Source organism: Knoellia aerolata DSM 18566 (assembly GCF_000768695.1).
GTDB lineage: Bacteria > Actinomycetota > Actinomycetes > Actinomycetales > Dermatophilaceae > Knoellia > Knoellia aerolata.
Map to the genome: position 1 here is coordinate 30,256 of NZ_AVPL01000005.1, position 24,341 is coordinate 54,596.

Annotated in this window: 23 protein-coding genes; 16 read left to right on the plus strand and 7 right to left on the minus strand. The window is 66.4% G+C overall.

From position 1 onward, the window contains the following. The first annotated feature begins 107 nt into the window (after positions 1 to 107). The 5 genes from N801_RS03660 to N801_RS03680 all read left to right on the plus strand — a co-directional run bounded on the left by N801_RS03660 (position 108) and on the right by N801_RS03680 (position 5,642). Positions 108 to 1,919: a nucleoside-diphosphate sugar epimerase/dehydratase gene (locus N801_RS03660; RefSeq protein WP_035932974.1), complete on the plus strand. Its 1,812-nt coding sequence runs from the start codon at positions 108 to 110 to the stop codon at positions 1,917 to 1,919. Then, the gene (locus tag N801_RS03665; RefSeq protein WP_156996444.1) at positions 1,916 to 3,055 is read left to right on the plus strand and encodes a DegT/DnrJ/EryC1/StrS family aminotransferase; all 1,140 of its coding nucleotides are present in this window, start codon (positions 1,916 to 1,918) and stop codon (positions 3,053 to 3,055) included. Before N801_RS03660 ends, N801_RS03665 begins: the two co-directional genes overlap by 4 nt. Continuing rightward, positions 3,052 to 3,663: a sugar transferase gene (locus tag N801_RS03670; RefSeq protein ID WP_035932981.1), complete on the plus strand. Its 612-nt coding sequence runs from the start codon at positions 3,052 to 3,054 to the stop codon at positions 3,661 to 3,663. Before N801_RS03665 ends, N801_RS03670 begins: the two co-directional genes overlap by 4 nt. Then, the gene (locus N801_RS21850) at positions 3,663 to 4,301 is read left to right on the plus strand and encodes an acetyltransferase (RefSeq protein WP_084108111.1); all 639 of its coding nucleotides are present in this window, start codon (positions 3,663 to 3,665) and stop codon (positions 4,299 to 4,301) included. The genes N801_RS03670 and N801_RS21850 overlap by 1 nt, the downstream gene beginning before the upstream one ends. A 111-nt stretch (positions 4,302 to 4,412) precedes the next feature. Continuing rightward, positions 4,413 to 5,642 (plus strand): glycosyltransferase family 4 protein, encoded by a 1,230-nt coding sequence (locus N801_RS03680; protein WP_052112560.1) that lies wholly within the window; start codon positions 4,413 to 4,415, stop codon positions 5,640 to 5,642. On the opposite strand, the gene N801_RS03685 is transcribed toward N801_RS03680, so the two are convergent. From N801_RS03685 to N801_RS03705, 5 genes are all read right to left on the minus strand, one after another. Further along, the gene (locus N801_RS03685; protein ID WP_035932985.1) at positions 5,637 to 7,061 is read right to left on the minus strand and encodes an MATE family efflux transporter; all 1,425 of its coding nucleotides are present in this window, start codon (positions 7,059 to 7,061) and stop codon (positions 5,637 to 5,639) included. The genes N801_RS03680 and N801_RS03685 overlap by 6 nt on opposite strands. Continuing rightward, a complete protein-coding gene (locus N801_RS03690) occupies positions 7,061 to 7,963 on the minus strand; it encodes a glycosyltransferase family 2 protein (RefSeq protein WP_084108112.1) in 903 nt (300 codons plus the stop codon). Before N801_RS03690 ends, N801_RS03685 begins: the two co-directional genes overlap by 1 nt. Further along, positions 7,960 to 8,748, minus strand: a complete 789-nt coding sequence (locus N801_RS03695) for a glycosyltransferase family protein (protein ID WP_052112561.1) — start codon at positions 8,746 to 8,748, stop codon at positions 7,960 to 7,962. Before N801_RS03695 ends, N801_RS03690 begins: the two co-directional genes overlap by 4 nt. Positions 8,749 to 8,794: 46 nt before the next feature. After that, complete coding sequence (locus N801_RS03700) at positions 8,795 to 9,808, minus strand: O-antigen ligase family protein (protein WP_169744201.1); 1,014 nt, start codon at positions 9,806 to 9,808, stop codon at positions 8,795 to 8,797. A gap of 631 nt (positions 9,809 to 10,439) precedes the next feature. Then, entirely contained in the window at positions 10,440 to 11,606 is a 1,167-nt protein-coding gene (locus N801_RS03705; protein ID WP_035932997.1) for a nucleotide sugar dehydrogenase, read from the minus strand. Between the two features lie 87 nt (positions 11,607 to 11,693). Here N801_RS03705 and aqpZ point away from each other — a divergent pair, with 87 nt between their 5' ends. From aqpZ to N801_RS20545, 7 genes are all read left to right on the plus strand, one after another. Next, positions 11,694 to 12,530: an aquaporin Z gene (aqpZ, locus tag N801_RS03710; RefSeq protein ID WP_035933002.1), complete on the plus strand. Its 837-nt coding sequence runs from the start codon at positions 11,694 to 11,696 to the stop codon at positions 12,528 to 12,530. 79 nt (positions 12,531 to 12,609) lie between these two features. After that, on the plus strand, positions 12,610 to 14,820 hold the full coding sequence (locus tag N801_RS03715; protein WP_035933006.1) for an NADP-dependent isocitrate dehydrogenase: 2,211 nt from the start codon (positions 12,610 to 12,612) through the stop codon (positions 14,818 to 14,820). Between the two features lie 48 nt (positions 14,821 to 14,868). Continuing rightward, positions 14,869 to 16,602 carry a hypothetical protein gene (locus N801_RS03720; RefSeq protein ID WP_156996446.1) on the plus strand — a complete coding sequence of 578 codons (1,734 nt, stop codon included), beginning with the start codon at positions 14,869 to 14,871 and terminating at the stop codon, positions 16,600 to 16,602. Positions 16,603 to 16,637: 35 nt separating this feature from the next. Then, a complete protein-coding gene (locus tag N801_RS21700) occupies positions 16,638 to 16,871 on the plus strand; it encodes a nitroreductase/quinone reductase family protein (protein WP_281175657.1) in 234 nt (77 codons plus the stop codon). 19 nt (positions 16,872 to 16,890) lie between these two features. After that, complete coding sequence (locus N801_RS21705; protein ID WP_281175658.1) at positions 16,891 to 17,049, plus strand: nitroreductase/quinone reductase family protein; 159 nt, start codon at positions 16,891 to 16,893, stop codon at positions 17,047 to 17,049. Between the two features lie 63 nt (positions 17,050 to 17,112). Further along, complete coding sequence (locus N801_RS20540; protein ID WP_156996448.1) at positions 17,113 to 17,463, plus strand: hypothetical protein; 351 nt, start codon at positions 17,113 to 17,115, stop codon at positions 17,461 to 17,463. Then, positions 17,427 to 18,188, plus strand: a complete 762-nt coding sequence (locus tag N801_RS20545) for an LCP family protein (protein ID WP_169744202.1) — start codon at positions 17,427 to 17,429, stop codon at positions 18,186 to 18,188. Before N801_RS20540 ends, N801_RS20545 begins: the two co-directional genes overlap by 37 nt. A gap of 61 nt (positions 18,189 to 18,249) precedes the next feature. Here the strand turns inward: N801_RS20545 and galE are convergent, their stop codons facing one another. Continuing rightward, positions 18,250 to 19,263, minus strand: a complete 1,014-nt coding sequence (gene galE, locus N801_RS03735) for a UDP-glucose 4-epimerase GalE (RefSeq protein WP_035933012.1) — start codon at positions 19,261 to 19,263, stop codon at positions 18,250 to 18,252. An 84-nt stretch (positions 19,264 to 19,347) separates the two neighbouring features. Here galE and N801_RS03740 point away from each other — a divergent pair, with 84 nt between their 5' ends. Continuing rightward, positions 19,348 to 20,337: a malate dehydrogenase gene (locus N801_RS03740; RefSeq protein WP_035933015.1), complete on the plus strand. Its 990-nt coding sequence runs from the start codon at positions 19,348 to 19,350 to the stop codon at positions 20,335 to 20,337. 63 nt (positions 20,338 to 20,400) lie between these two features. Here N801_RS03740 and N801_RS03745 read toward each other — a convergent pair whose 3' ends face one another. Next, positions 20,401 to 21,192: a ceramidase domain-containing protein gene (locus N801_RS03745; protein WP_035933018.1), complete on the minus strand. Its 792-nt coding sequence runs from the start codon at positions 21,190 to 21,192 to the stop codon at positions 20,401 to 20,403. A 93-nt stretch (positions 21,193 to 21,285) separates the two neighbouring features. On the opposite strand from N801_RS03745, the gene N801_RS03750 reads away from it, so the two are divergent. The 3 genes from N801_RS03750 to N801_RS03760 are packed head-to-tail and all read left to right on the plus strand — an operon-like array spanning position 21,286 to position 24,304. Further along, positions 21,286 to 22,095, plus strand: a complete 810-nt coding sequence (locus tag N801_RS03750) for an N-formylglutamate amidohydrolase (protein WP_035933019.1) — start codon at positions 21,286 to 21,288, stop codon at positions 22,093 to 22,095. Next, positions 22,092 to 23,261 carry a peptidase MATCAP family protein gene (locus tag N801_RS03755; protein WP_035933021.1) on the plus strand — a complete coding sequence of 390 codons (1,170 nt, stop codon included), beginning with the start codon at positions 22,092 to 22,094 and terminating at the stop codon, positions 23,259 to 23,261. Before N801_RS03750 ends, N801_RS03755 begins: the two co-directional genes overlap by 4 nt. Then, positions 23,258 to 24,304 (plus strand): glutathione synthetase, encoded by a 1,047-nt coding sequence (locus N801_RS03760; RefSeq protein ID WP_035933024.1) that lies wholly within the window; start codon positions 23,258 to 23,260, stop codon positions 24,302 to 24,304. The genes N801_RS03755 and N801_RS03760 overlap by 4 nt, the downstream gene beginning before the upstream one ends. Positions 24,305 to 24,341 lie beyond the last annotated feature (37 nt).

Consider the following 24,341-nt stretch of genomic DNA (forward strand, 5'->3'; position numbering starts at 1 on the left):
TCTAGGTGCACTAGTCTTAATGGGCGCTCCGGGGTGGCCGACTAAGTGGCATATTTGCTGGGCGCGCCTACGCCGGAAGCTGCCATACGAAAGCGAACCTGATCTTCGTGCTGTCCCTCGCCAAGCGCCGTGAAGTGGTGGTTCAGGCTGGATGGGCGGTCGTTGACGCACTCATCGTCTTTGCTGCTGCCCTCGCTGCCGCCTGGCTTCGCTTCGACCTCGAGGCCGCTGAGGCCCTCGATCCCAACGTGATCAACTTCGCCATGATCGCGGCAGTCGCTCAGCTCGTCGTAACCTTGGCTCTCGATCTTCTCTGGTTGGATCACCGTCGCGGTTCCTTCGAGGAGACCGCCCAAGTGGCGCGAGGTGCGCTAGTCGTGGGCATCATCCTCGTGTCTCTGCGGGTATTCACCGACTGGACGCCGGTGCCCCGAAGTTTGCCGCTGGTCGTGCCGATCTTCGCACTTGTGGGCATGTTCGCGCTGCGTTTCATTGTTCGGTCGTACCGCTGGGGTCGCCCCAATGTCACGGAGGCAGACGTGCCGGTCATCGTCTACGGGGCCGGCGAAGGCGGGCGGCAGTTGCTTCGCGCGCTCACACGCGATGCCTCCAAGGAGGGTCGCTTCGTCCCAGTGGCAGTCCTCGACGACGACCCTCGCAAGCGCCGCATGCCTGTAGAGGGGTTGCGCGTCGGAGGTGACATCAGTCGGCTTTCTGAGGTCGTCGAGCGCACCTCTGCCACGACCCTTGTCGTCGCCATGCCGTCGGTCTCGGCCGATCGACTACGTGACATCCGCGACTTGGCACGCGCGCACGCCCTCAAACTACTGGTGCTCCCGCCGGTGGGCCGCCTCCTGGGCCCCGCCAGCGGGTCTGACCTGCGCCAACTAAACCTCGAGGACCTCCTGGGTCGACAGCGGATCACGATGGACGCTGCGACCATCTCCGAGTCGATCACCGGCAAACGTGTCCTCGTTACGGGGGCGGGCGGCTCGATCGGTTCCGAACTTGCTCGGCAGATCGCGAAGTTCGGCCCGGCGAAGCTGGTCCTGATGGACCGGGATGAGTCCGCATTGCACGGCACTCAGATGAGTCTCACGGGTCGAGCCCTGCTCGACGACGGCACCCTTGCTCTGTGCGACATCAGGGACCCTGACGCGCTGCATCGCGTCTTCCAACGCGAGCTTCCCGATGTCGTGTTTCACGCCGCCGCGCTCAAGCACCTCACCCTGCTCGAGCAGTTCCCGCTAGAGGCGTGGCAGACCAACGTCCTAGGCACCGAGAACGTCCTGGAGGCTGCCCGGTCGGCCGGAGTCAAGACCTTCGTCAACATCTCAACCGACAAAGCCGCCAGCCCGACCTGTGTTCTCGGCTACAGCAAGCGCTTGGCTGAGCGGCTCACGGCCGAGTACGCCCGCAGCAGTGAGGGTACCTACGTCAGTGTTCGCTTCGGCAACGTTCTTGGCTCCCGCGGCTCGGTGATCACGGCGTTCACTGCCCAGATCGAGCAGGGTGGACCCGTGACGATCACCCACCCCGCGGTCGAGCGCTTTTTCATGCTCATACCTGAAGCGAGCCAGCTTGTTCTTCAGGCAGCAGCGATCGGCGCCAACGGTGACGTCATGGTTCTCGAGATGGGCGCACCAGTGAAAATTCTCGACGTCGCCCGCACACTCATCGACCTGTCAGGCAAATCCGGCATCGACGTGGTCTTCACCGGGCTCCGACCGGGAGAAAAGATGTCTGAGGAGCTCTTCGCCGCAGGTGAGACTATCGAGTCCGCGGGCCACCCGCTCATCAACAAGGTCGTAGTCCCGCCCATCGCGTCCGGAGAGGTGGCGCGAGCGCACGTCGCCGAGCCCGAGGACGCGCGCCGATGGATGCTGGCCCAGTCGACCGAAGGAGCGATGCTGCCGTGACAGACCGCATCCACTTGTCCAAGGCCCACGTGACGGACGTCGAGGAGAAGTACGTCCTCGAAGCACTGCGCTCCGGATGGGTCGCGCCGCTGGGACCGATGGTCGACCGTTTCGAGCGCGAGGTCGCCGACCGGTGTGGAGTCCGCGGGGCCTTGGCGCTGTCCTCGGGGACCGCGGCATTGCATCTCGCGCTCTTGGACGTTGGCGCTGCACCAGGCACCGCCGTAGTCCTCCCAACCATGACGTTTGCCGCCTCCGCCAACGCGGTGGCTTACACCGGGGCAGAGCCGATCTTCGTCGACTCCGACATCGACGGCAACGTGGACATCGACCTCTTGGTCGAGACGGTTGGCGCTCTCTTGGCCGAGGGACGGACCATTGCCGCCGTCATGACCGTTGACCTGTTCGGCCGGTGCTGCGACTACACGGCCCTAGGTGACCGCCTTGAAGTCCTTGAGGTCCCGCTCATAGAGGACGCCGCCGAGGCGCTGGGCGCTACTCATGGTGATCGCCCGGCGGGGTCGTTCGGACGAGCGGCCGCCCTTTCCTTCAACGGCAATAAGATCATGACGACGTCCGGGGGCGGGATGCTCCTCAGCGACGATGTGAACCTCCTCGAACGGGCGCGCTATCTGTCGACCCAGGCCCGCCAACCGGCCGCGTGGTACGAGCATACGGAGGTTGGCTACAACTACCGTTTATCCAATGTCCTCGCAGCTTTGGGAGTCGGTCAGCTCGAACGGCTGGCCTCGATGATCGCCCGGCGACGGGAGATCCGGAATCGGTATGCCGCAGGGCTAGCCGACCTCCCGGGCGTCACCCTCCTCGGTCGCACCGACGGACTCGACGACAGCGAAGACAACCATTGGCTCACTTGTATCACCCTCGATCCAGCACAGGTGTCGACGGATCCGACGACTCTCATGGGTGGGCTTGATTCGGTGGGCATCGAGGCGCGTCACCTATGGAAGCCCATGCACCTCCAGCCGGTGCACGCTAGCCGCCGGGCCGCGGTAAACGGTGTGAGCGAGCGATTGTTTGCTACGGGGGTCACACTTCCGTCCGGCTCTGAACTCGCTGACGAACAGATTGACCGGGTGATCGTCGAAATCCGACTGCTCCTCGGAGCGGCATGAGCGAGGGAAGTCGCAAGAGGTTTTTCGACTTGGCGGTCACGGTGCCTGCCCTTTTGGTGTCGTTGCCGATCCAGGCCTTGGTGGCTGCCGCGGTGAGGGTCAAGCTGGGCTCTCCCGTGCTTTTCATGCAGCGGCGGCCCGGGCTCAACGGCGAAATTTTCACGATGCGGAAATTCCGCACCATGCGCCCCCCCGATTTGTCCCAAGGGCTGATATCCGATGCAGACCGTCTCACTTCATTCGGAGCCTTCTTGCGCTCAACGAGTCTCGACGAACTGCCGACGCTATGGAACATCGTGCGCGGCGACATGTCGCTCGTTGGACCCCGCCCGCTGCTGGTTCAGTACCTCGGGCGCTACTCCCCCGAGCAGGCCCGGCGCCACGAGGTCCGCCCGGGCCTCACCGGTCTTGCGCAGGTCAGCGGCCGCAACGCTGTGAGCTGGCAGCGGCGGCTTGAGTTAGACGTCGAGTACGTCGACACCCAGACGCTCAGTGGCGACCTCGCCATCATCGGTCGAACCGTGGCAGCTGTGCTGCGACGTGACGGAATCACCGCCATGGGCGACGTCACCATGCCCGAATTTCAGCCTCCTGAAAGGTCCCGCTGATGGCCCGGTCAGTAGTGATAGTCGGTTGCGGCGGTTTTGGACGTGAGGTCCGTGACGTCATTGACGCGTGCATTGAAAATGGCGACGACTGGCGGTTCCTTGGCTACGTCGATGACGACCCGTCCGACGCCAACCGAGCGGCAGTCATCCGAGCGGGGGATCACGTTCTCGGCGGTCTCAACTGGCTCGAGGAGGCCCCGAAGGACACTCATGTCTTCATCGGTATCGCTACGGGCACTGTCAAGGCTCGCATTGATCACCAGGTCCGCATGCTTGGGTTGGCGGAAGGCGTCCTCATCCATCCGAACTCCACCCTCGGACGGGATGTCGCGTTGGAGGCGGGTACGGTTATTTGCGCTGGTGTGCGCCTCACGACAAACATCCGAATCGGACGACACGTTCATGTCAATTTGAACAGCACGATTGGCCACGATGTCGACGTCGCTGACTACGTGTCAATCAATCCCTTAGTGGCCATTTCGGGAAATGTCCGCATTGGTGAGCGAAGCATGGTCGGTACGCACGCGGCCGTCCTTCAAGGATTGACAATTCATGAGGATGCCATCGTTGGCGGGTCTGCCTTAATAGTTCGTGACGTCCCGAGGGGAGTAACTGTCAAGGGGGTGCCAGCCAAGTAGCCCGCGTGAGTAGGCTGCTTGGCTTCACCCACCGTTCCCACACGCATCGTGTCTCTTCTTTGGTGCACGGGGTGCTGTGGCGTCCAACAGATCGAGGCAAACTGAGGCTGTATGAAGATTCTCTATATCCACCAGCATTTCCGCCGCCCGGACGAAGCCGGTGGCTCCCGGCCCTTCGACATGGCCTCGCGCCTCGTCCGAGAGGGCCATGAAGTGATCATGCTCTGCGCAGGACGGGAGGATCGGGACTATACAATTGCTGGGATCCGAGTGCTCCAGCTCAGGTCACCATATGACAACGAGATGTCGCTCGCCCGACGGCTCTTCGCCTTCTCGACCTTTGCCGCGAGGGCCACCTTCACCGCCGCCATCGAGAACTGCGATCTCGTTTTCGCGAGCAGCACACCCCTGACCGTCGCGGTCCCTGCACTGGTGACCCGTCGGCTACGCCGCGTTCCCATGGTCTTCGAGGTGAGGGATCTGTGGCCGGAGGTCCCCATCCGTCTTGGCCTCATCCGTAACCCGTTCCTGATCTCGGCAGCACACAAGCTTGAGCGAGTGACCTATACGCGTTCGAGCGTGGTTGTGGCTCTTTCGCCGGCGATGGTACAGGGGGTCCGGAGAGTCGCGCCGTCGGTTGACGTTCGGCTACTCCCAAACACCGCCCAGCCGCAGCGGTTCGGAAGCACAAATACCCGAAGACACCAACTTCGATCGACTCTCGGCATAGCACCTGAACACACGTTGCTTCTCTACGCCGGTTCGCACGGCATCACCTACAATATTCCGTGGCTGCTGAAGGTCGCAGCCTTGACCCGCGACGCGGGTGTCAGGGTAGTGGTGCTCGGACAAGGAACCCAGACCGAGGCGCTGCGGGCGTCCTGCCGGGAGCTCGGGTTAGACCCTGCCATGGTCATCCGAGGCGAGGTAAGCAAAGACGAAGTCGTCGACTACTACGGGGCCGCAGATGCCGTCGTCTCGTGTCTTATTGACGACGAAGCTCTCGCGGACAACTCCCTGAATAAGGTGTTCGATGCCTTTGCCTCGGGTAAGCCGCTTCTCTTCAATCACGATGGGTGGCTGGCAAACCTCGCTGCCTCCCACGGCGCTGGTTGGCGGCTCGACACCAGTCCAGAGGTAGCGGCCGAAGAGCTGAGCAGGTTGGTGTCCGCGGATCCTTGGGTCGATGCTGGCGCGGCCTCCGCCCAGCTTTCCGAGGGCGACTTCAATGTAGACAACATCGCCCGCGAGTTCGAGAGCATTCTGAGCGCCGCGTTGCACAGTTCCGAGCTCAGTCACTCCTCCTCACCCACCCTCCGACGCAAAACGCCGGTTCTATAGCTGCGACGCCCGCCTACCAGACACGGCTCCTCGGAGCAGCGCGAAACCCGACGACAGTGCCTCTCTCCTGAGCACGACGAGCCCGGCGACGAACACTGCGAAGGCCCAGGGAGCAACGGACGGCACCACCCACTCGGATCCCACGAGCAGTGCCCCGGCAGCGGCCTGCGGAGGCCAGTCACTCCATACGGACCTTTGAACGCTAATCCGCAGCATGATCGTCGCCATCAGGGACCGAATGGCCGAGACGACAGCCATTGAGAGCACCGCAAGGTCCAAACTTCCCGTCCATACAGCGACCCCGGTGAGGATGAGACCCGCTGCGAGCGTGACGACGTTGACCAACAGCAGACCCCACTCCTTGCGGAGGGACTTCAAGTACGTCATCAGAAGCACTGTCGTGGTGCCATCGAACAGGACGATCGGGAACAAGACCGCAAGATACCGGACACTGTCGGCAAAGGCAGGCAACCATAAGGCGACCAGCGGCTTTGCGACGAAGTAGCTCAGTGCCAAGACCAATGTCGCGCTGTCGATTAGGGGTCTAAGCAGCGAGTAACTGCGCACCAACTCAGTCTCGCTCATGCGGCGCAAGATCGGGAACAGTACTGAGCCAAGGCTAGATGCAAAACCGATGAACAGATAGCAGAGGGACAGCATTAAAGACACTTGCCCGAAAGCCACGACCCCCCAATGGATCTCTATCGCAAAGCGTAACACCCCAATCCCCAGCAGCGCGCAAAGGTTCGAAACCATAAGCGGAGCCCCGGCGCGAAGATGCTCCCAGATATCCGTTCTGGCGTAGCGCCAGTCGCTCCTCGCGGTGACGACCTGACGGCAGAAAACGGCAGAGATCGCGAGACCGACAGCCTTTGACAGAACGTCCGCCAAGAGAAAGGACTCCAGGTCCCTGCGGCCCACGGCGAGCAGGGCCACCACGGCCGCTACCTGAACTCCGCGCTCGATTAGGAGGGACGCCGAGAACTCAGGAATGCGGTACGTGCATTGCAGCACGAACGAGAAGAACATTCGACAGTTGACGAGCACAACCGCCAAGGACGTTGCAAGGAATACCTCCAAGCGACTGCCGCCGTCGAGAATCACCAAAGACGAACCCGCCAGAAGGGCACCCATCACCATTTGGCATCCGATGAGAGCGAGGAGCTGCGCCTTTAGCCGCGCAAACTCCAGCGATTCGTACTCCGCCCCCCCGAGCCTGAGGTAGATGCCATCGATCCAGCCCAAGTGTAGAAAACCCACGAAACTTACATAGAAGACATAGATCTGCCAGTAGCCATAGTCCTCCAAGCCCAACACCCTTGGCAGGAGCAAAACCAAGACCGCCGAGACTCCCAAGGAAAAGGCATTGGCCATTGTCGCGTAGGCGCCACTCCGGAGCGCCTGCCTGACGTCGAACACTACGGACGGGGCCTTCGAACTCTGGATAAGACGATGCGCTCCACGTAGCCAAAGCGTACCGCCGCCCGGTAAAGGAATACCAGCACCCGCGGCGAATCGAGGTAGTGGCGAAGGTAGGCGTCGTAGCTCCGTGCCGCGAGGGCGAACTTGACGTGGTCTCCCTTGAACGACCGCCGTACTGAACTGCTTACCTGGTGAAAGGCCGTGGCTTTGGGCACAATGGCGCTTCGCATTCCCCGCGCCTTGAGGCGATGAGCCAACATATTCTCCTCACAGAAGAGAAAGGTCTGCTCATCGAAGCCTTGAACACGCTCGAAGGCCTCGGCACTGATCGCGAAGCATGCACCAGGAAGGACATCGACTGCGAAGGGGGCCTGAGCGCCTGCTGGTACGGCGTACGAGTGGAAGCCGAGCCGTTGCCGGATGACCGACAGGATCACCGATGTCGAGAGTAGGACGTCGAAGTAAGTCGGCAATGGCCAAGCAAAGTACTGGGACGCATTGCCTATCCTATCGACGATCAATGGAGCAGCCGCGTCGAACTCGCCCCGGGGACGCACGGCGGCAAGGACCTCATTCAGCGATGAGGAGTCGATCGTCACATCCGGATTCGAGATGATCAACGTCTCTATGGTCGGCCATCGCCGCATTGCCTCCCGCCACCCGAAGTTGTTACCAACAGCGTAGCCCCCGTTGCTCGGCGAGCGAACGACTGCGATCCGGCCGTCGTCGAACTCCGCGACTAAGTCTTCGAAGTCACGTCCTGGCGAGGCATTGTCGACGACCATGACGCGATCGACTGCACTGGACTCACGCAGTGAGCACAGGAAGGCCCGGCAGTTCTCCACATCGCGGTAGTTGAGCAGAATCAGGGCACTTCGTGGCTCTGACGAGATGATCATCCACCCCCCAGTTGACGGTAGCTGCGGATTCCCGACACCATTTCTCGAGCCGCATCCACACTGGAGAATGCTCCTTGGAAGAGCCTTCGCCTGCGTACTGCGAACTGGAGCGCGAGGAGGTAACCCACCCGTCCCGAACTGGCTGCGTACAGGGCGCCACGGTCATGGAAGTACTTGGAGTCGAAACCGTCGAACCACGACGACTCACTGTCGGGCAGGATGGTCCCGACCACCTCGGGGACTGCCACGACCCTTAGGCCGGCCCGCAGGCAGTCACGAAGGAAAAGGGTGTCCTCTCCCGCAACGTACGCCGACCCTCCGCCAAAGTGGAGGCTGAAGGAGATCCGTTCGCGAAGCACGCTCTCACGTCTAAAAGCAATGCGGGGGGCGCCGAAGTTCATGTAATTTGACCACCGGACGCGCATCGGCAACTCCACCCTTCGCCGATAGGGCCCCATCTCGTCCAAGTTGAAGATCACCACATCTGCCTTGTCGTTCGCGAGGAAGGCGTCCTCGACGATGCGCGCATACCCATCCGCTAACCGAATGTCATCATCAGCCAGGAGGCAAATAGAACCCACCGACCGGTGGAGTCCAGTATTTCGACTCAGACCCACTCCTCGCTCCCGGAGGCTGAGCATTCGCACCCTCCCATGCGCTGTAACTTCCTCTTCGTATCCCACACGGTCGGCTTGGTTGATGACGATGGCATCGGAATCAACAGCGAGGCCCCGCAGGAAGGTGAGGTCACGCCTGCCCATCGTGGCCATGATGACCTCGACCACACCTACAGACTGTGTACTCACCGTGGGGTCTGGTTCGTCGCGTCCTTCATGAACCAACGCTCACCGACATAGGCCGTTGCGTCGCCAATTTGCCACGCCGCGCCAATATGGTCGAGGACTCAGGCAGTCGTTCGCTCGCGGTCAGAGCCCCGTGCGCGACGGCCACCACGATGATCCAGAACAGGTAGTCATAGTCGCGTGTGAGAATCGTTGGCTCGAGAGAGCCGGAGGCAGCCGCAACCACCAAGACCATGTGAAGCATCGGGCGCGACGCAGGAGGTGTGATGGCACGAGCCCGAACTACTATAAGAACGAATACCCCAAGGCCGACAAGCCCAGTCTCCGCCATTAGCTGAAGCACCCAGTTGTGGGCGTAAGCGAAATCACCACGCCATTCAAAGTTGCGGAGTCCCACACCAATGACGGGGTTGGCCCGAAACGTTTCAATCGCTGTCGCCCAGATGTCGAACCTAGCCTGCGCAGTGCTGTAATTGCGCGCTCCCCCTGCCAAGGCTGGCTGCCATATTTGGATCAGCCAGTCACCGAGGGTAAAGAGCGCGACGCCGCCGGAGACCAGCAGGCCACCAATAGTGACGACAGCAGCGCGGCGGGACGCCCGTATGCTGATCCACACCACGGCCACCCAGACAACACCCAGGGCAGCTGTCTGTCCTCGCGACCCGGTTGCCACGACCGCGAGCAACTGCACCGGCACTCCAAGCAAAAGGAGCTTTCGGGTTCCTCCGCGGGTCACCAGAAAGCTCCCGGCTGTGGCAGACAGGCCTAGGACGATGAGAGCGGCCAGATAGTTGCTGCCGCCAAAGGACAGATCCGACTGCTCCTTCGCTCCAGCCGAGTTCGCGAAAGACCCAGGATTGTCTGCCACCGCGAGTAACACCATGGCCGAAACGATGACGGAGCCAACTGACACGGCAAGGACCAGACGCCTGCCAGCTTCGGGTCGTTCCTTGACGGCTGACTGGGTAAGCAGAATGACGACTGCGGCGCCAAGCACGACCTTGAACCCAGACATCGCCGGGCCGACCTGGTCAGCGAACACCGTACCGACCCCTGTCCACAGAACCCACAGCGAAACGGGAAGAAGCAAAGGGCCCGCGAGGGTCCGGCCCTTAGTGACGGCGCTCACAAGGGCGACGCCCATCGCACAATCAGCGAAGGTCACGACGAAGTGCCCCCCAGCGATTGGGACTTGCGCGAGTGGACCCAAGGGGACGGTTAGTGGGATAAGTGCGACACTGGCCCACAACGGGGGCCGTGCGACTAGCCAAACGAACGCCAATCCTGCACCTAGGGCCAACATCGGTGGGGCGAAGACCGCAGTACTTGCGCTAGTCATGATCAACAAAGGCACGGCCACGTAGGCAAGGATCTTGGTGCTGAGCAACGCGAAGCGGGGTCGCTCAGCGGCGACTCCCTGATGCCCGCGAGCAGAACTCCACGGGACCACGACGGGGTGAAGACTACTCATCCATGGCCGCCGTCCCGCTGGCGCGCCGCACCTTGCTCATCGTCCGGGTCACGCTGAGTCCCAATTGAAGAGAGTTGTGTCGATCAACTGCCGGTCTCCTTCTGCTCGACCTACGGCATCGGCAAACGTCTGTATAGGAGCCATGGGGCGGCAGGCGTTTCGTGTCGGAGTCTAGTTCACCTTGAGTCTGAGCAGTCCCCGGTCAGTCCCGGCCGAAGAGGTCGCGGGTGTAGACCTTGTCAGCGACGTCGTTGAGGGCGTCGCTCACTCGGTTGGCGACGATGACGTCTGAGCGCCGCTTGAACTCGTCTAGGTCGCGCACCACCTCTGAGTTGTAGAAGCGGTCTTCCTCGAGCGAGGGCTCGTAGAGCACGACCTCGACCCCCTTGGCCTTGATCCGCTTCATGATCCCCTGGATGCTCGACACTCGGAAGTTGTCCGACCCTGCCTTCATGATGAGCCGGTACATGCCGACGACCTGCGGCTTGGACCGCAGGATGTCGACGGAGATGAAGTCCTTGCGGGTCGTGTTGGAGTCGACGATGGCGCGGATGAGGTTCTGCGGGACGTCGCTGTAGTTGGCGAGCAGCTGCTTGGTGTCCTTGGGCAGGCAGTAGCCGCCGTACCCGAACGACGGGTTGTTGTAGTGCGAGCCGATCCGCGGGTCCAACCCGACCCCGTCGATGATCGAGCGGCTGTCGAGACCGTGCGACACGGCATACGTGTCCAGCTCGTTGAAGTAGGCGACGCGCATCGCGAGGTACGTGTTGGCGAAGAGCTTGATGGCCTCGGCCTCGGTCGGCTCGGTAATGAGCACAGGCACGCCGTCGTCGAGGGCGCCCTCGACGAGGAGCTCGGCGAAGCGGCGCGCCGCGTCGCTGGTGCCACCGACGACCACCCGGCTCGGGTGCAGGTTGTCGTGGAGCGCGCGCCCCTCCCGCAGGAACTCCGGCGAGAAGACGATGTCGAGGTCAGGATGCACAGAGCGCAACCGCTCGGTGAAACCCACCGGCACGGTCGACTTCACGACGACCGTCGCCGCTGGAACGAGCAAGGCAACCGAGGCGATGACCGACTCAACGGAGGACGTGTCGAAGTAGTTGGCGACGGGGTCGTAGTCCGTCGGCGTGGCGACGATGACGTAGTCCGACCCCGGCAGCGCCTCCTCGGCCGACGTCGTCGCGCGCAGCGACAGCCCACCGCGCGAGAGGTACTCCTCCAGCTCCGGATCCACCAGCGGCGACTCGCCGCGGTTGACCTGCGCAACCCGCTCGGCGGACAGGTCGACGGCGACGACCTCGTGGTGCTGGGCCAGGACGACGGCGTTGGACAGGCCGACGTACCCCAGCCCCACCACGGAGATCTTCACGGCCGCCAACCTACCGGGCGTCGCGCCCGTCGACACGTTCGCGGCGCCCTTAGCGCCTCGCCCACGACGCCACCCGGGTGGGCCACAATGGGCGCCATGGTGACCCCCGAGATGTCCAAGCGCCTCCTGGCGGAGTTCGTCGGCACGTTCTGGCTCGTCTTCGGTGGGTGCGGCTCGGCGATCTTCGCCGCCGGCTACCTCTCGACCCCGACCCTCGGCTCGGGCGCTCCCGTGCACCTGGGCATCGGCTTCCTCGGTGTCGCCCTCGCCTTCGGTCTCACCGTCGTGACGATGGCGTATGCCGTGGGGCACGTCTCCGGGGCCCACTTCAACCCGGCCGTGACGATCGGCCTCACCGTCGCCAAGCGCTTCGAGTGGAAGGACGTCCCCGGCTACGTCGCCGCCCAGGTCCTCGGTGGCCTCGCTGCCGGTGGCGCCCTCTGGGCCATCGCCCGGGGCCGCGACCTCTTCGACGCGACCGGCAACATGGCGGCCAACGGGTTCGCGGAGCACTCCCCCGGCGGCTACTCGATGTTCGCCGTCCTGTGCGCCGAGGTCCTGCTGACGATGTTCTTCGTCTACGTGATCCTCGGCGTGACCCGCGAGAGCGCCCCGACCGGCTTCGCCCCGCTCGCCATCGGCTTCTGCCTCACGCTCATCCACCTCATCTCCATCCCGATCTCCAACACCTCGGTCAACCCCGCTCGCTCCACAGCGGTCGCGTTCTTCAACGGCGACGGTGCCCCGGGCCAGCTGTGGCTCTTCTGGGTGGCGCCGATCGTCGGCGCCGCCATCGCGGGGGCGACCTTCCACCTCATCACGGGTGTCGACCGCCGCGACCGCGACATCAGCGGTGCGGTCCGGGCCGAGGACGTCGTCGTGCCCGACGGGGTCGACCCGGACGCCCCGCGCCTCACGACCTGACGCTCCCCCGCGTCACCGCCGGACGCTCCCCTGAGTCACCGCCTGACGCGACCCCATCGTCGTTCGATAGGTTCGACGCATGGCGAAGATCATCTACACCCTCACCGACGAGGCACCCCTCCTCGCGACCTACTCCTTCCTCCCGGTGATCGAGGCCTTCGCCTCCACCGCCGGAGTCGAGGTCGAGACCCGCGACATCTCCCTCGCGGGCCGCATCCTCGCGGTCTTCGCGGACCAGCTGCCCGACGACCAGAAGACGGCGGACTCGCTCGCTGAGCTCGGCGCGCTGGCGACCACGCCCGAGGCCAACATCATCAAGCTGCCCAACATCAGCGCCTCCGTCCCGCAGCTCAAGGCCGCGATCAAGGAGCTGCGCGACAAGGGCTTCGACCTCCCGGCCTACACCGACGAGCCGAGCACGGACGCGGAGAAGGACGCCAGGGCCCGCTACGCCAAGGTCATGGGCAGCGCCGTCAACCCGGTCCTGCGCGAGGGCAACTCCGACCGCCGCGCCCCCGCCGCCGTGAAGAACTACGCCAGGGCCCACCCGCACTCCATGGGCGCGTGGAGCCCGGACAGCAAGACGAACGTCGCGACCATGGGTCAGGACGACTTCGCCACCAACGAGCAGTCCGTCGTCCTCGACGCGGCCGACACCCTCACCATCCGGCTCGTGTCCGACTCGGGCACGACGGTCCTCAAGGAGGGCCTCAAGGTCCTCGAGGGCGAGGTCGTCGACGCCACGGTCATGCGCGCCGCCGCGCTCGACGCGTTCCTCGCCGAGCAGATCGAGCGGGCCAGGGCCGAGGACGTCCTCTTCAGCGTCCACCTCAAGGCGACGATGATGAAGGTCTCGGACCCGATCATCTTCGGCCACGTGGTGCGGGCCTTCCTGCCCGAGGTCTTCGCGAAGCACGGCGCCGCCCTCGAGGCCGCCGGCCTCTCCCCCAACAACGGCCTCGGCGCCATCCTCGACGGCCTCGCCGACGTCCCGAACGGCGACGAGATCCGCAAGGACATCGAGGCAGGACTCGCCGCCGGACCGAAGCTGGCGATGGTCAACTCCGACAAGGGCATCACCAACCTCCACGTCCCGAGCGACATCATCATCGACGCGTCCATGCCGGCGATGATCCGCACCTCCGGTCACATGTGGGGACCCGACGGCGAGGAGGCCGACACCCTCGCGGTCGTGCCGGACAGCTCGTATGCCGGCGTCTACCAGGTGGTGCTCGACGACTGCCGCGCCCACGGCGCCTTCGACCCGACGACGATGGGCTCGGTCCCCAACGTCGGGCTCATGGCCCAGAAGGCCGAGGAGTACGGCTCGCACGACAAGACCTTCGAGATCGCGGAGGCCGGCAAGGTCGAGGTGGTCAACGCCGCCGGCGACGTCCTCATGTCCCACGACGTCGAGGCCGGGGACATCTGGCGCGCCTGCCAGACCAAGGACGCGCCGATCCGCGACTGGGTCAAGCTCGCCGTCACCCGAGCCCGCGCCTCGCAGACCCCCGCGATCTTCTGGCTCGACGAGAAGCGCGCCCACGACGCCAAGCTCATCGAGAAGGTGCGCACCTACCTCGCGGACGAGGACACCGACGGCCTGGACCTCCAGATCCTCAGCCCGGTCGAGGCGACGAAGGTGTCGCTCGAGCGCATCCGCCGCGGCGAGGACACCATCTCGGTCACCGGCAACGTCCTGCGCGACTACAACACCGACCTCTTCCCGATCCTCGAGCTCGGCACCAGCGCCAAGATGCTCTCGGTCGTTCCGCTCATGAACGGTGGCGGCCTCTTCGAGACCGGCGCCGGCGGCTCAGCGCCCAAGCATGTGCAGCAGCTCGTCCAGGAGAACTACCTGCGCTGGGACAGCCTCGGTGAGTTCATGGCCCTCGCCGAGTCGTTCCGCCACCTCGCGACGACCTCCGACAACGCCAAGGCCCAGGTCCTCGCCGACACCCTCGACCGGGCGACCGAGACCCTCCTCCAGGAGAACAAGGGCCCGGCCCGCAAGGTCGGCCAGATCGACAACCGCGGCAGCCACTTCTACCTCGCCCTCTACTGGGCGCAGGAGCTGGCGAAGCAGACCGAGGACGCCGACCTCGCGGCGAAGTTCACCACGGTCTCCGAGACGCTGACGGCGCAGGAGCAGCAGATCAACGACGAGCTGCTCGCCGTCCAGGGTTCCCCGGCCGACATCGGCGGCTACTACCGCCCCGACGAGGCCAAGGTCACCGCGGTCATGCGCCCGTCAGCCACGTTCAACGAGGCCCTCGCCTCCCTGAGTTGACGGCACAAAGTGCCGAATCAACCTCGCTCCGCCCCCATTCGCCACTCCTTGGGGGCAGCCGCGCCATGGCTGGTTCCTGGCATCACCGCGACCATCGGTCTCATCGCACTCCTCTGGTCACTCCCCCAAGGCCTCGACCTCACCGACGAGGGCTACTACCTGACGGAGATTGCCCACCCCGGTGACACGACCGCGACAGCCCTGCTCTTCGGGTGGACCTGGCACTCCATGTATGGCGTCACCGGGGGCTCCGTGGTGGGCTTGCGCCTCGTCGCGATCACCGTCGTCACCGCACTCTCGGTGGCGCTGTGTCTCGCGGTTCTTCGTTTGCAGGCATCAGAGGCGCCGCCAGCACGCGCAGCGGTCGCCTGCCTTGCCGCGGTCACCGCGGCCCTGGCCTTCGTCCCGCTCTCCGTGATCCCGACCACCCCGTCGTACAACACCCTCGCCTGGGTGTCGCTCGCCATGGCGGCACTCGGCTGCGCGTTGGCGTGGAGTCATTGGCGACCAGTTCTCGGCGGGGCGCTCGTCGGCTTGGCCGGGTTTGTAGCGGTGACTGCGAAGCCCACGACCGCGCTGCTCCTCGGCCTCTCCGTCCTGGCAACCACCCCATGGCGAAGGATGGGCCGACGGCCCGTAGTGGCGGCGATCGTGGCCCTCGTCGTGCCGTCGGTTCTGCTGGTTCTGTTCGTGCCGGGCCACCTCCACGGCCTCGTCGACATCGTCAGCCGCGGCGTCGACGCCACTGTTGGGCACGCGGACCTCGTTCGATGGGATGTCTACCCCCGCCATTGGCAGGTGCTGCTGCCCCTCGCTTCGGCGGGTCTTGGTGGCGCAGCTGCCGGGCTGCTCTCACAGCGTCGCCACCCCGCCGCCGCCACGGTACTCGGGGGCGTGTCGGTGGCAGCGGCCCTGGTCAGCCTCTTTGTCTGGTGGCGCCGTGGAACGATCGCGGACGTCGACCTCATGATGCCCTACGGCGCAGTCGCCGGCTTCGGGGTCCTGGGGTTGGTGGCGATCGGGGCGACACGCGCCCGGGCAAGGCCAGGCCGAACCGACGTGGTCGTCGTCCGCCTCGCTGTACTGCTGGCAAGCCTCCCCGCGGCGTATGCCTTCGGGACCAACAACAACCTGTGGCTCTGGATCGGCCAGGTCGTCGTGTTCTGGTTCCTCGCGATAGTCCTGCTCGTCGGCACAACCGGACCTGTGGCGGCGGCGGCAGGTGCTTTGGCGGCATACGTTGCATTGGTCGCAGCAGTGATCACGCCACTCGACCCCTACCGCAGCGGGCCGCTCATCGACACGGAGGTCACCCAGGTCTCTCTCTCCGGCGTGACGCTTCGACTTCCGCCTGACGAGGCCCGAGCCGTGACCGAGCTGCTGGCCGTCGGCGAACGTCTCGGGGTGACCCGCGACACACGGGTGCTCGACCTGACCGGCCTCTCTCCCGGGGTCGTATGGGCTTGGGGAGCTCAGCCGCTGGCGTCCGGTTGGGTGCTCGGTGGGTACGTGGAGAGCCTGGGCGCGGCACGGACTGCGATCGCACCTGCGCGCTGCGAACTTCCCCGAGCCCTCGTCCTGTGGGAGCCGGGTCAGCGACGCGCCATCACCGACGACGTGCTGGCGCCGTGGGGCGTCCGGGTGCCGGATGACTACCGCGCCGTTGCGACGTTCCCGCGCATCAGCGTGCCCGCGACACTCGCCGAGCCCAACGCAACCGTCACGACGGTTACTGTGCTGGAGCCGGTCTCCGTGTCAGTCCCGGGATGCCCACAGCTGTGAGCGGACGGACCAGGTTCTGCCGTGGCGTGCCAGTCATGAGCGACTGGAACAAGGGCGTCGTCGCGGAGTTCCGGGCGAACGAGGGTCTGGTGGGCGGCCCGTTCGAGGGTGCGCCGATGATCCTCATCCACCACATCGCTGCCGAGTCCGGGACCGTGCGGGTCAACCCGCTGCGCTACTTCCCGCAGGACGACGGGTCGATGCTCGTCATCGCCTCGAAGCGAGGCAGCGCCCGACAACCCCGACTGGTTCCACAAAGTCCGCGTTAACCCGCGCTTCGACGTCGAGGTGGTCATCCAGACGTTCACGGTCGAGGCCCAGGTCCTCACGAGCGACGAGCGCGACGCCGTGTGGCCGCTTATCGTCGTCGAGGCGCCCGATTTCGGCGCCTACCAGAACCGGACTGAGCGCGTCATCCCCGTCGTACGGCTGCGCCGAGTGGCGTGATCAGCTGACGCCCCGAACGGTTGGGTGCGACCGGTCGTGGACGAGTCGACCTACACTCGCCGGGTGCTGGACGACTTCACGACAGCAAGCCGTAGGTCACGCGCGGACGTCCACGGGAGGGGCCCTTGGGGACGCCGGATCCTCGTGGTGCTGGGCTCGGTGGTGGCCCTTGCCGTCGTGGCTGGCAGCGGGTTCGCGCTGTATGTCAAGCAGCGGGTCTCGGCCAACATCACCCAGGAGGGCCTACTCCCTAAGGCGGCCCCTCCCGACACGACGGCGCCGGACGGTTCGACCGCCACGGCGGCACCCAAAGCCATCGGGACGAACTACCTCGTCATCGGCTCCGATGCGCTGCCCGGGCAGAGCGCGAGCTCTTGGTGCACATCCCGGAGGACAAGCAGTCCGCCTACCTGATCCACTTCCCGCGCGACCTTTACGTCTCGATACCCGGGCGGGGGAAGGACAAGATCAACGCGGCGTACGCCTACGGCGGAGCTCCTCTCCTCGTCATCACCCTGCAAGACCCGCTCGGGACGAGGATCGACCACGTCGCGAAGACGGACTTCAAGGGCCTCAAGGGGATGACCGACGCCGTGGGAGGTGTCGGTGTCTACGCCGAGGAGCCGAGCGACGCGAGTGGCACGCTCACCATCCGGGAGGGCTGGAACGACCTGAACGGCGATGAGGCGTTGGCCTTCGTGCGCGACAAATATGACCTGTCCGAGGGCGACATCTCGCGCGGCGGCCGCAAGCAGGCGTTCATCAAGGCGCTCATGATGAAGGCCATCAGCCGGGAGTCGTCGCCAACCCGGGTGAAGCTCGCCGGGTTCGTCGATGCCGCCAGCGCGAACCTCGTGGTCGACAAGGGCCTCCCCGTGTCAAAGCTCGCAGCCAGGCGCTCTCCTTGCGTGGTCTGGGCAGCGGCGACGTCGTGTTCACCACCGCGCCGTTCTCCGGCTTCGGGAAGGCGCCCGACGTGGGCGACATCGACATCGTCGACTAGGCCGCCATCGCGACGCTCGGCGAGGCCCTGCGCACCGACGAGATGGACGGCAACGCCGACGTCTCGGTCATCCCCTGACAACATGGCCCGCCCCCGCCGACCTCGACGCCTGCGTCTGCAGACGTGTCGGCTCTAGACACCGTTCCCGCCGACGCAAGGGACGCAAGGGACGCAAGGAGATCGGGGGTCGACGATGCTCACGGGTAGCCCAGCGGGTTGTCCCTCTGCCACCGCCAGGTGTCGACGCACATGTCGTCGACGGTGCGGGTGGCCTTCCACCCGAGCTCGGCCTCCGCCCTGGACGGGTCCGCGTAGGACTCGGCGATGTCACCCGGGCGGCGGGCGACGACCTCGTGCGGCAGCTCGTGGCCCACGGCCCGCTCGAACGCGCGCAGCAGCTCGAGCACCGACGTGCCGTGCCCGGTGCCGAGGTTCCACGTGCTCACCGGCTCGCCGACGGTGGCGAGCTTGTTGAGCGCCGCGATGTGGCCGGCGGCGAGGTCCTCGACGTGGATGTAGTCGCGGACGCCGGTGCCGTCGGGCGTCGGGTAGTCCCCGCCATAGATCGACAGCTTGGCGCGCCGGCCGACGGCCACCTGGGCGAGGTAGGGCATGAGGTTGTTGGGCACGTCGCTGGGGTCCTCGCCGATGGTGCCGCTCGGGTGGGCACCCACCGGGTTGAAGTAGCGCAGCAGCGCGATCCGCCACGTCGGGTCGGCCGCGCCGACGTCGCGCAGCACCTGCTCGACCATGACCTTGGTCCAGCCGTAGGGGTTCGTCGCCGAGGTGGGGGCGTCCTCGCGCATCGGCACCTCCGCGTCGGCGCCGTAGACGGTGGCCGAGCTGGAGAAGACGAGCTTGCGGACGTCGTGGCGGCGCATCGCCCGCACCAGCGAGAAGGTCGAGCCGAGGTTGTTCTCGTAGTACTCCAGCGGCTTGGCCACGCTCTCCCCCACCGCCTTGAAGCCGGCGAAGTGGACCACCGCGTCGAACCGCTCGCCCGCGAAGAGGTGCTCGGTCTTGTCGCGGTCGGTGAGGTCGAAGGACCGCACGTCCAGCGGCGAGCCGGTGAGGGCCTCGAGCCGGCCGACCACGGACGGCTTGGCATTGGCGAAGGAGTCGACGACGGTCACGTCGTGACCCGCAGCCACGAGCTGGACGACGGTGTGGGAGCCGATGTAGCCGGCACCACCCGAGACGAGAACGCGCATGGTTCCACCCTACGGGCGGCCCACCGGCCCTCGCTGATAGCGTCGAGAACGACCACATCTGCCCCGTACGAAGAGGTACACATCGTGAGCGCGACACCCGTCAAGGTGGCCGTCACCGGCGCCGCCGGCCAGATCGGCTACAGCCTGCTCTTCCGCATCGCGTCCGGCGCCCTGCTCGGGCCCGACACCCCCGTCGAGCTGCGCCTGCTCGAGATCACCCCGGCGTTGAAGTCGCTCGAGGGCGTCGTCATGGAGCTCGACGACTGTGCCTTCCCGACGCTCGCGAAGGTCGAGATCGGCGACGACGCCACCAAGGTCTTCGACGGCGTCAACCTCGCCCTGCTCGTCGGTGCCCGCCCGCGCGGTCCCGGCATGGAGCGCGGCGACCTGCTCTCGGCCAACGGCGGGATCTTCGCCCCGCAGGGCAAGGCGCTCAACGAGGTCGCAGCCGACGACGTGCGCATCACGGTCACCGGCAACCCGGCCAACACCAACGCCCTCATCGCGATGAGCAACGCCCCCGACATCCCCACCGAGCGCTTCTCCGCGCTGACCCGCCTCGACCACAACCGCGCGATCAGCCAGCTCGCGGCCAAGCTCGGCGTGCCGGTCACCGAGATCAAGAAGATGACCATCTGGGGCAACCACTCCGCGACCCAGTACCCCGACCTGTTCCACGCCGAGGTCGGTGGCCGCAACGCCGCCGAGGTCGTCGGGGACCAGGAGTGGCTGGCGGGCACGTTCATCCCCACCGTGGCCAAGCGCGGCGCGGCGATCATCGAGGCACGCGGCGCGTCGTCGGCGGCGTCGGCCGCGTCGGCGACCATCGACCACGCCCGCACCTGGGTGCAGGGCACCCCGGACGACGACTGGGTCTCGATGGCGGTCCGCTCCGACGGCTCCTACGGCGTGGAGGAGGGTCTCATCTCCTCCTTCCCCGTCACCGTCAAGGACGGCCGGTGGTCCATCGTCCAGGGCCTCGAGATCGACGAGTTCTCGCGCGGCAAGATCGACGCCTCCGTGGCCGAGCTCGCCGAGGAGCGCGACGCCGTCAGGGAGCTCGGCCTCATCTGAGCGAGCGCACAGCGCACCGCGAGCGCGCGGCATACGAGATCCTTCGTATGCCGTGCGCTCGCGTCACGGGGTCCGCTCGGCGGCGTAGTGGCGGAAGAGCAGGAAGGCCGCGGCCGCACACATGAGGTGCCAGACGCCGTGCTGCTGGAGCAGCGCGTCGGGGCGGCACCACGCGTGCCCGCGCATCCCGGTCGTCCAGATCGCGAAGGCGGCCGTGAGGGTCCCGACTGCGGCGAGCGCCCACCACCGGTCCTGGTGCGCCCCCGGCCGGCGGACGAGAGCCACCTCGAAGCCGACCGTCACCAGGAGCTGCACCGCGAAGGCGGCGTTCCCGGCGTGGCCGAGCACGGGGATCGTGCCGCCGCGCAGGTCGACGGCCATCCCGGAGAGCACCGCCACGGCGAAGACGACGGCGAAGAACGCGGGGCCCTTCCGCAGGAAGCGCATGAGGGCGTAGGCGAGGGCGAACCCCGACACGAGGAACATGCTGAGCAGGTCGAGGTGCCCGCCGAGGTCGCTCTGGGTGGCGTGCATCGCCATGCTCCCCGGTCCGAGGAGGACGACGAGCGCGGCGAAGGCGGTGGCGAGGCCGGGGTGCCTGCCGAGGGTGAGCCCCAGGCGGGCGCGGTTGCCCGCGTGGCCGGCCACGGCCAGCCCGGACACGACGAAGCCGAGGTTGCTCCAGGTGTTGGCCGGCTGGCGGATCCAGCCGGGGCGGGCGGCCTCGCAGAACTCGTCACCGCGGCCGACGTCCGGGCCGAGCCACCCCCACCGCGCTGCCGCGAGAACGGCGCCCAGCGTGAGGACGGCGGTGGCCGCGGCCACCGCGAGCGGTCGCCGATCTCGTCTCGCCACACCGTCACCGTAGCCGCCGCCGGCGGTGCGGCGCCGAAGATCGGCGGGTGCTTGGAGCCATGGGGCGTCACCCGGTCAGGTAGACAGGAACGCATGTCAGACAACCCCTCCCGCGACGCCTTCACCTTCGCCGGGGACTGGAGCGGCCAGCTCGTCGCCACCTCCATCCACGCGGGTCACGACCTGCGGGACGAGACGGCCGACCTCATCGTCCTCGACGAGGAGACGCGGCTGCGCGAGGAGGACCCGTTCACCGAGCAGATCGCCTCGCTGTGCCCCGCGCGCCTCGTCGTGCACCGGTCGCGGTTCGAGGTGGACCTCAACCGGGAGCGGGATGCCGCGGTCTACCGCCGGCCGTCGGACTGCTGGGGCCTCGAGGTCTGGCGCGAGTCACCACTGCCGGACGACGTCTCCGAGCGCAGCCTCGCCGTCCACGACGACTTCTACGCCCGGCTCGGCGAGCGGCTCGACGAGATGGCGGCGCGCGGCCCGTTCGTCCTCTACGACGTGCACTCGTACAACCACCGCCGTGACGGCGCCGACGAACCGGAGGCCGAGCCCGAGGACAACCCGGAGGTCAACGTCGGGACCGGGTCGCTCGACCGCGACCGCTGGGGCGACGTGGTCGACGCCTTCATCGAGTCCCTGTCGGGGACGGGGACCGCCGGAGGTGAGATCGACGTGCGCGAGAACGTGCGGTTCCAGGGCGCGAACCTCGCTGGCTGGGTGCACGAGCGCTACCCCGACCACGGCGTCGCGCTGGCGCTGGAGTTCAAGAAGACCTACATGGACGAGTGGACCGGCGAGCCGGACCGGGCCCGCATCGCCACGCTGTCGCGAGGGCTGGCCGGGACCGTCGAGCCGGTGCTGCGCGCGCTGGCCTCCGCCGGGCGCGACCGATGAGCAGCGAGCACTTCTCGGTGGCCGACCTGGCCATCGACCACGTGCTCGCGCAGACCGCCGGGGGCATGCAGTTCCTCCTCGACGTGACGCCGGTCAACGCCGACGAGGTGCGGCGTGCCTTTGTCGACGGGCGGGTCGGCGAGCCCTCGTTCACCTACCGACCCCTGGAGATCTCGCCGGACGTGCTGGCCAAGGCGCTCGAGAACATCGACGTCGCGTCTGTGGAGGACGCCACACTCGGGCACCTCCTGCGGGCCAAGCACCGCGAGCTCGGGCTGCAGATCGAGATGCTGCGCGCCCGGGACACCGACGACTTCAGCGCCCTGAGCATCGAGCTCTACGGCGCGGCGTCCCCGGAGCTGCGCAAGCAGGCCGAGAACATCCTCGGCCGGGTCCACCGCGTCGAGAGCGCCGGGGCGAGCCTCTCGGCGCCGGAGTTCCTCGAGCTCGCCCAGCTGGAGATCGACCACTACCGCTCGATCGACCCCGAGATCGACATCCACGCGGAGATGCGCGACGACGTCAACGGGGTCATGGTCAGCGGCAACACGCTCCTCATCGACAACGACGCCGCGGTCCAGCGCGCCCGCGCCAACGCGCTCATCCAGCACGAGGTCGGCACCCACCTCGTCACCCAGGTCAACGGCGCCGCCCAGCCGGTCCGCGTCCTCGGCGCGGGGCTCGCCGGCTACGACGAGACGCAGGAGGGTCTGGCCGTGCTTGCCGAGATCGGGTGCGGCGAGCTGACCCCGTTCCGGCTGCGGCAGCTCGCTGCTCGCGTGCTGACCGTCCACCGGATGCACGCGGGCGCCTCCTTCGTGGAGGCGTGGCGTGCCCTCGTCGACGAGGGCTTCCCGGAGAGCAGCGCGTTCACGACGACGATGCGCGCGTACCGGTCCGGAGGTCTGAGCAAGGACGCGATCTACCTCCGCGGCCTCGTCGCGCTGCTCGTCCACCTGCGCGGCGGCGGCGACCTCGACCTGCTCTGGCTCGGCAAGTTCTCACTCGAGGACCTGCCGCTCATCCGCGAGCTCGACGAGCGCGGTGTCCTGCACCCCCCACGTCTCATCCCTCGTTACCTCGAGGACCCCGCATCGACCGAGCGGCTCGTCGCCGCGGCCGACCAGGCCGACGACGTCGCGCAGCTCATCAAAGGAGCAGCATGAAGATCGGTTTCGTCGTCAACGACGTCATGAGCGAGTCGCCGCTCTACACCACGACGCGGCTGGCCATGGCGGCCACGCAGATGGGCCACGAGGCGTTCCTCATGGGCATCGGCGACTTCGCGTACGAGCCGGACGGGTCGCTCACGGCGCGGGTCCGCGCTGGCGGCAAGGGCAAGAGCTACCGCTCGCTCGAAAGGTTCCTGGGCGACGTGCAGAAGCCCGACGTGGAGGAGCGCCTCCCGCTCGGTGAGTTCGACGTCGTCATGCTGCGCAACGACCCGGCGGATGACGCGGAGGCCCGCCCGTGGGCCAACACCGCCGCCGTGGCCTTCGGTGAGCTGTTCGCCGGGTCGGGTGTGCTCGTCGTCAACGACCCGACGAACCTCGCCCAGGCGCTCTCGAAGGCGTACTTCCAGCACTTCCCGGAGGCGGTCCGGCCGCAGACGCTGATCTCCCGCGACGAGGACCGGATCGCCGGCTTCATCTCGGACCTCGGTGGTCGCGCGGTGCTCAAGCCGCTGCAGGGATCGGGTGGCAGCGGGGTCTTCCTCGTCAACAGCGAGGAGTCGCCCAACCTCAGCCAGATCATCGAGGCGATCGCCCGGGACGGGTACGTCGTGGCCCAGGAGTACCTGCCCGCCGCCAGTGACGGCGACGTCCGGATGTTCGTCATGAACGGACGCCCGCTCGAGGTGGACGGCCGGATCGCCGCCTTCCGCCGCAAGAGCAGCAGCGAGGACCTGCGCAGCAACATGTCGGCGGGCGGCAAGGCGAGCAAGGTCGCCGTCACCGACGAGATGCTCGAGCTCGTGGAGGCGGTCCGGCCCAAGCTCGTGGCCGACGGCATGTTCCTCGTCGGGCTCGACATCGTGGGCGACAAGCTCATGGAGGTCAACGTCTTCAGCCCGGGCGGGCTCGGCTCCTGCCAGTCCCTCTACGGCCACGACTACGCCACGCCGATCATCGCGGACCTCGAGCACAAGGTGGGGATCAAGCGCCACTACCCCGACGAGATGAGCAACCTCCGCCTCGCCACCCTCTGACCCTCTGACCCCGCGCTCAACTCGCCAATCCCCCGTT

What these genes read in the sequence shown, in the direction of transcription:
- N801_RS03715 (WP_035933006.1), top strand. Translation starts at nt 12,610, where the DNA reads ATGGCGAAGATCATCTACACCCTCACCGACGAGGCACCCCTCCTCGCG.
- N801_RS03750 (WP_035933019.1), top strand. Translation starts at nt 21,286, where the DNA reads ATGTCAGACAACCCCTCCCGCGACGCCTTCACCTTCGCCGGGGACTGG.
- N801_RS03680 (WP_052112560.1), top strand. Translation starts at nt 4,413, where the DNA reads ATGAAGATTCTCTATATCCACCAGCATTTCCGCCGCCCGGACGAAGCC.
- N801_RS21850 (WP_084108111.1), top strand. Translation starts at nt 3,663, where the DNA reads ATGGCCCGGTCAGTAGTGATAGTCGGTTGCGGCGGTTTTGGACGTGAG.
- N801_RS03670 (WP_035932981.1), top strand. Translation starts at nt 3,052, where the DNA reads ATGAGCGAGGGAAGTCGCAAGAGGTTTTTCGACTTGGCGGTCACGGTG.
- N801_RS03755 (WP_035933021.1), top strand. Translation starts at nt 22,092, where the DNA reads ATGAGCAGCGAGCACTTCTCGGTGGCCGACCTGGCCATCGACCACGTG.
- N801_RS21700 (WP_281175657.1), top strand. Translation starts at nt 16,638, where the DNA reads ATGAGCGACTGGAACAAGGGCGTCGTCGCGGAGTTCCGGGCGAACGAG.
- N801_RS03690 (WP_084108112.1), bottom strand. Translation starts at nt 7,963, where the DNA reads ATGATCATCTCGTCAGAGCCACGAAGTGCCCTGATTCTGCTCAACTAC.
- aqpZ (WP_035933002.1), top strand. Translation starts at nt 11,694, where the DNA reads ATGGGCGCCATGGTGACCCCCGAGATGTCCAAGCGCCTCCTGGCGGAG.
- galE (WP_035933012.1), bottom strand. Translation starts at nt 19,263, where the DNA reads ATGCGCGTTCTCGTCTCGGGTGGTGCCGGCTACATCGGCTCCCACACC.
- N801_RS03760 (WP_035933024.1), top strand. Translation starts at nt 23,258, where the DNA reads ATGAAGATCGGTTTCGTCGTCAACGACGTCATGAGCGAGTCGCCGCTC.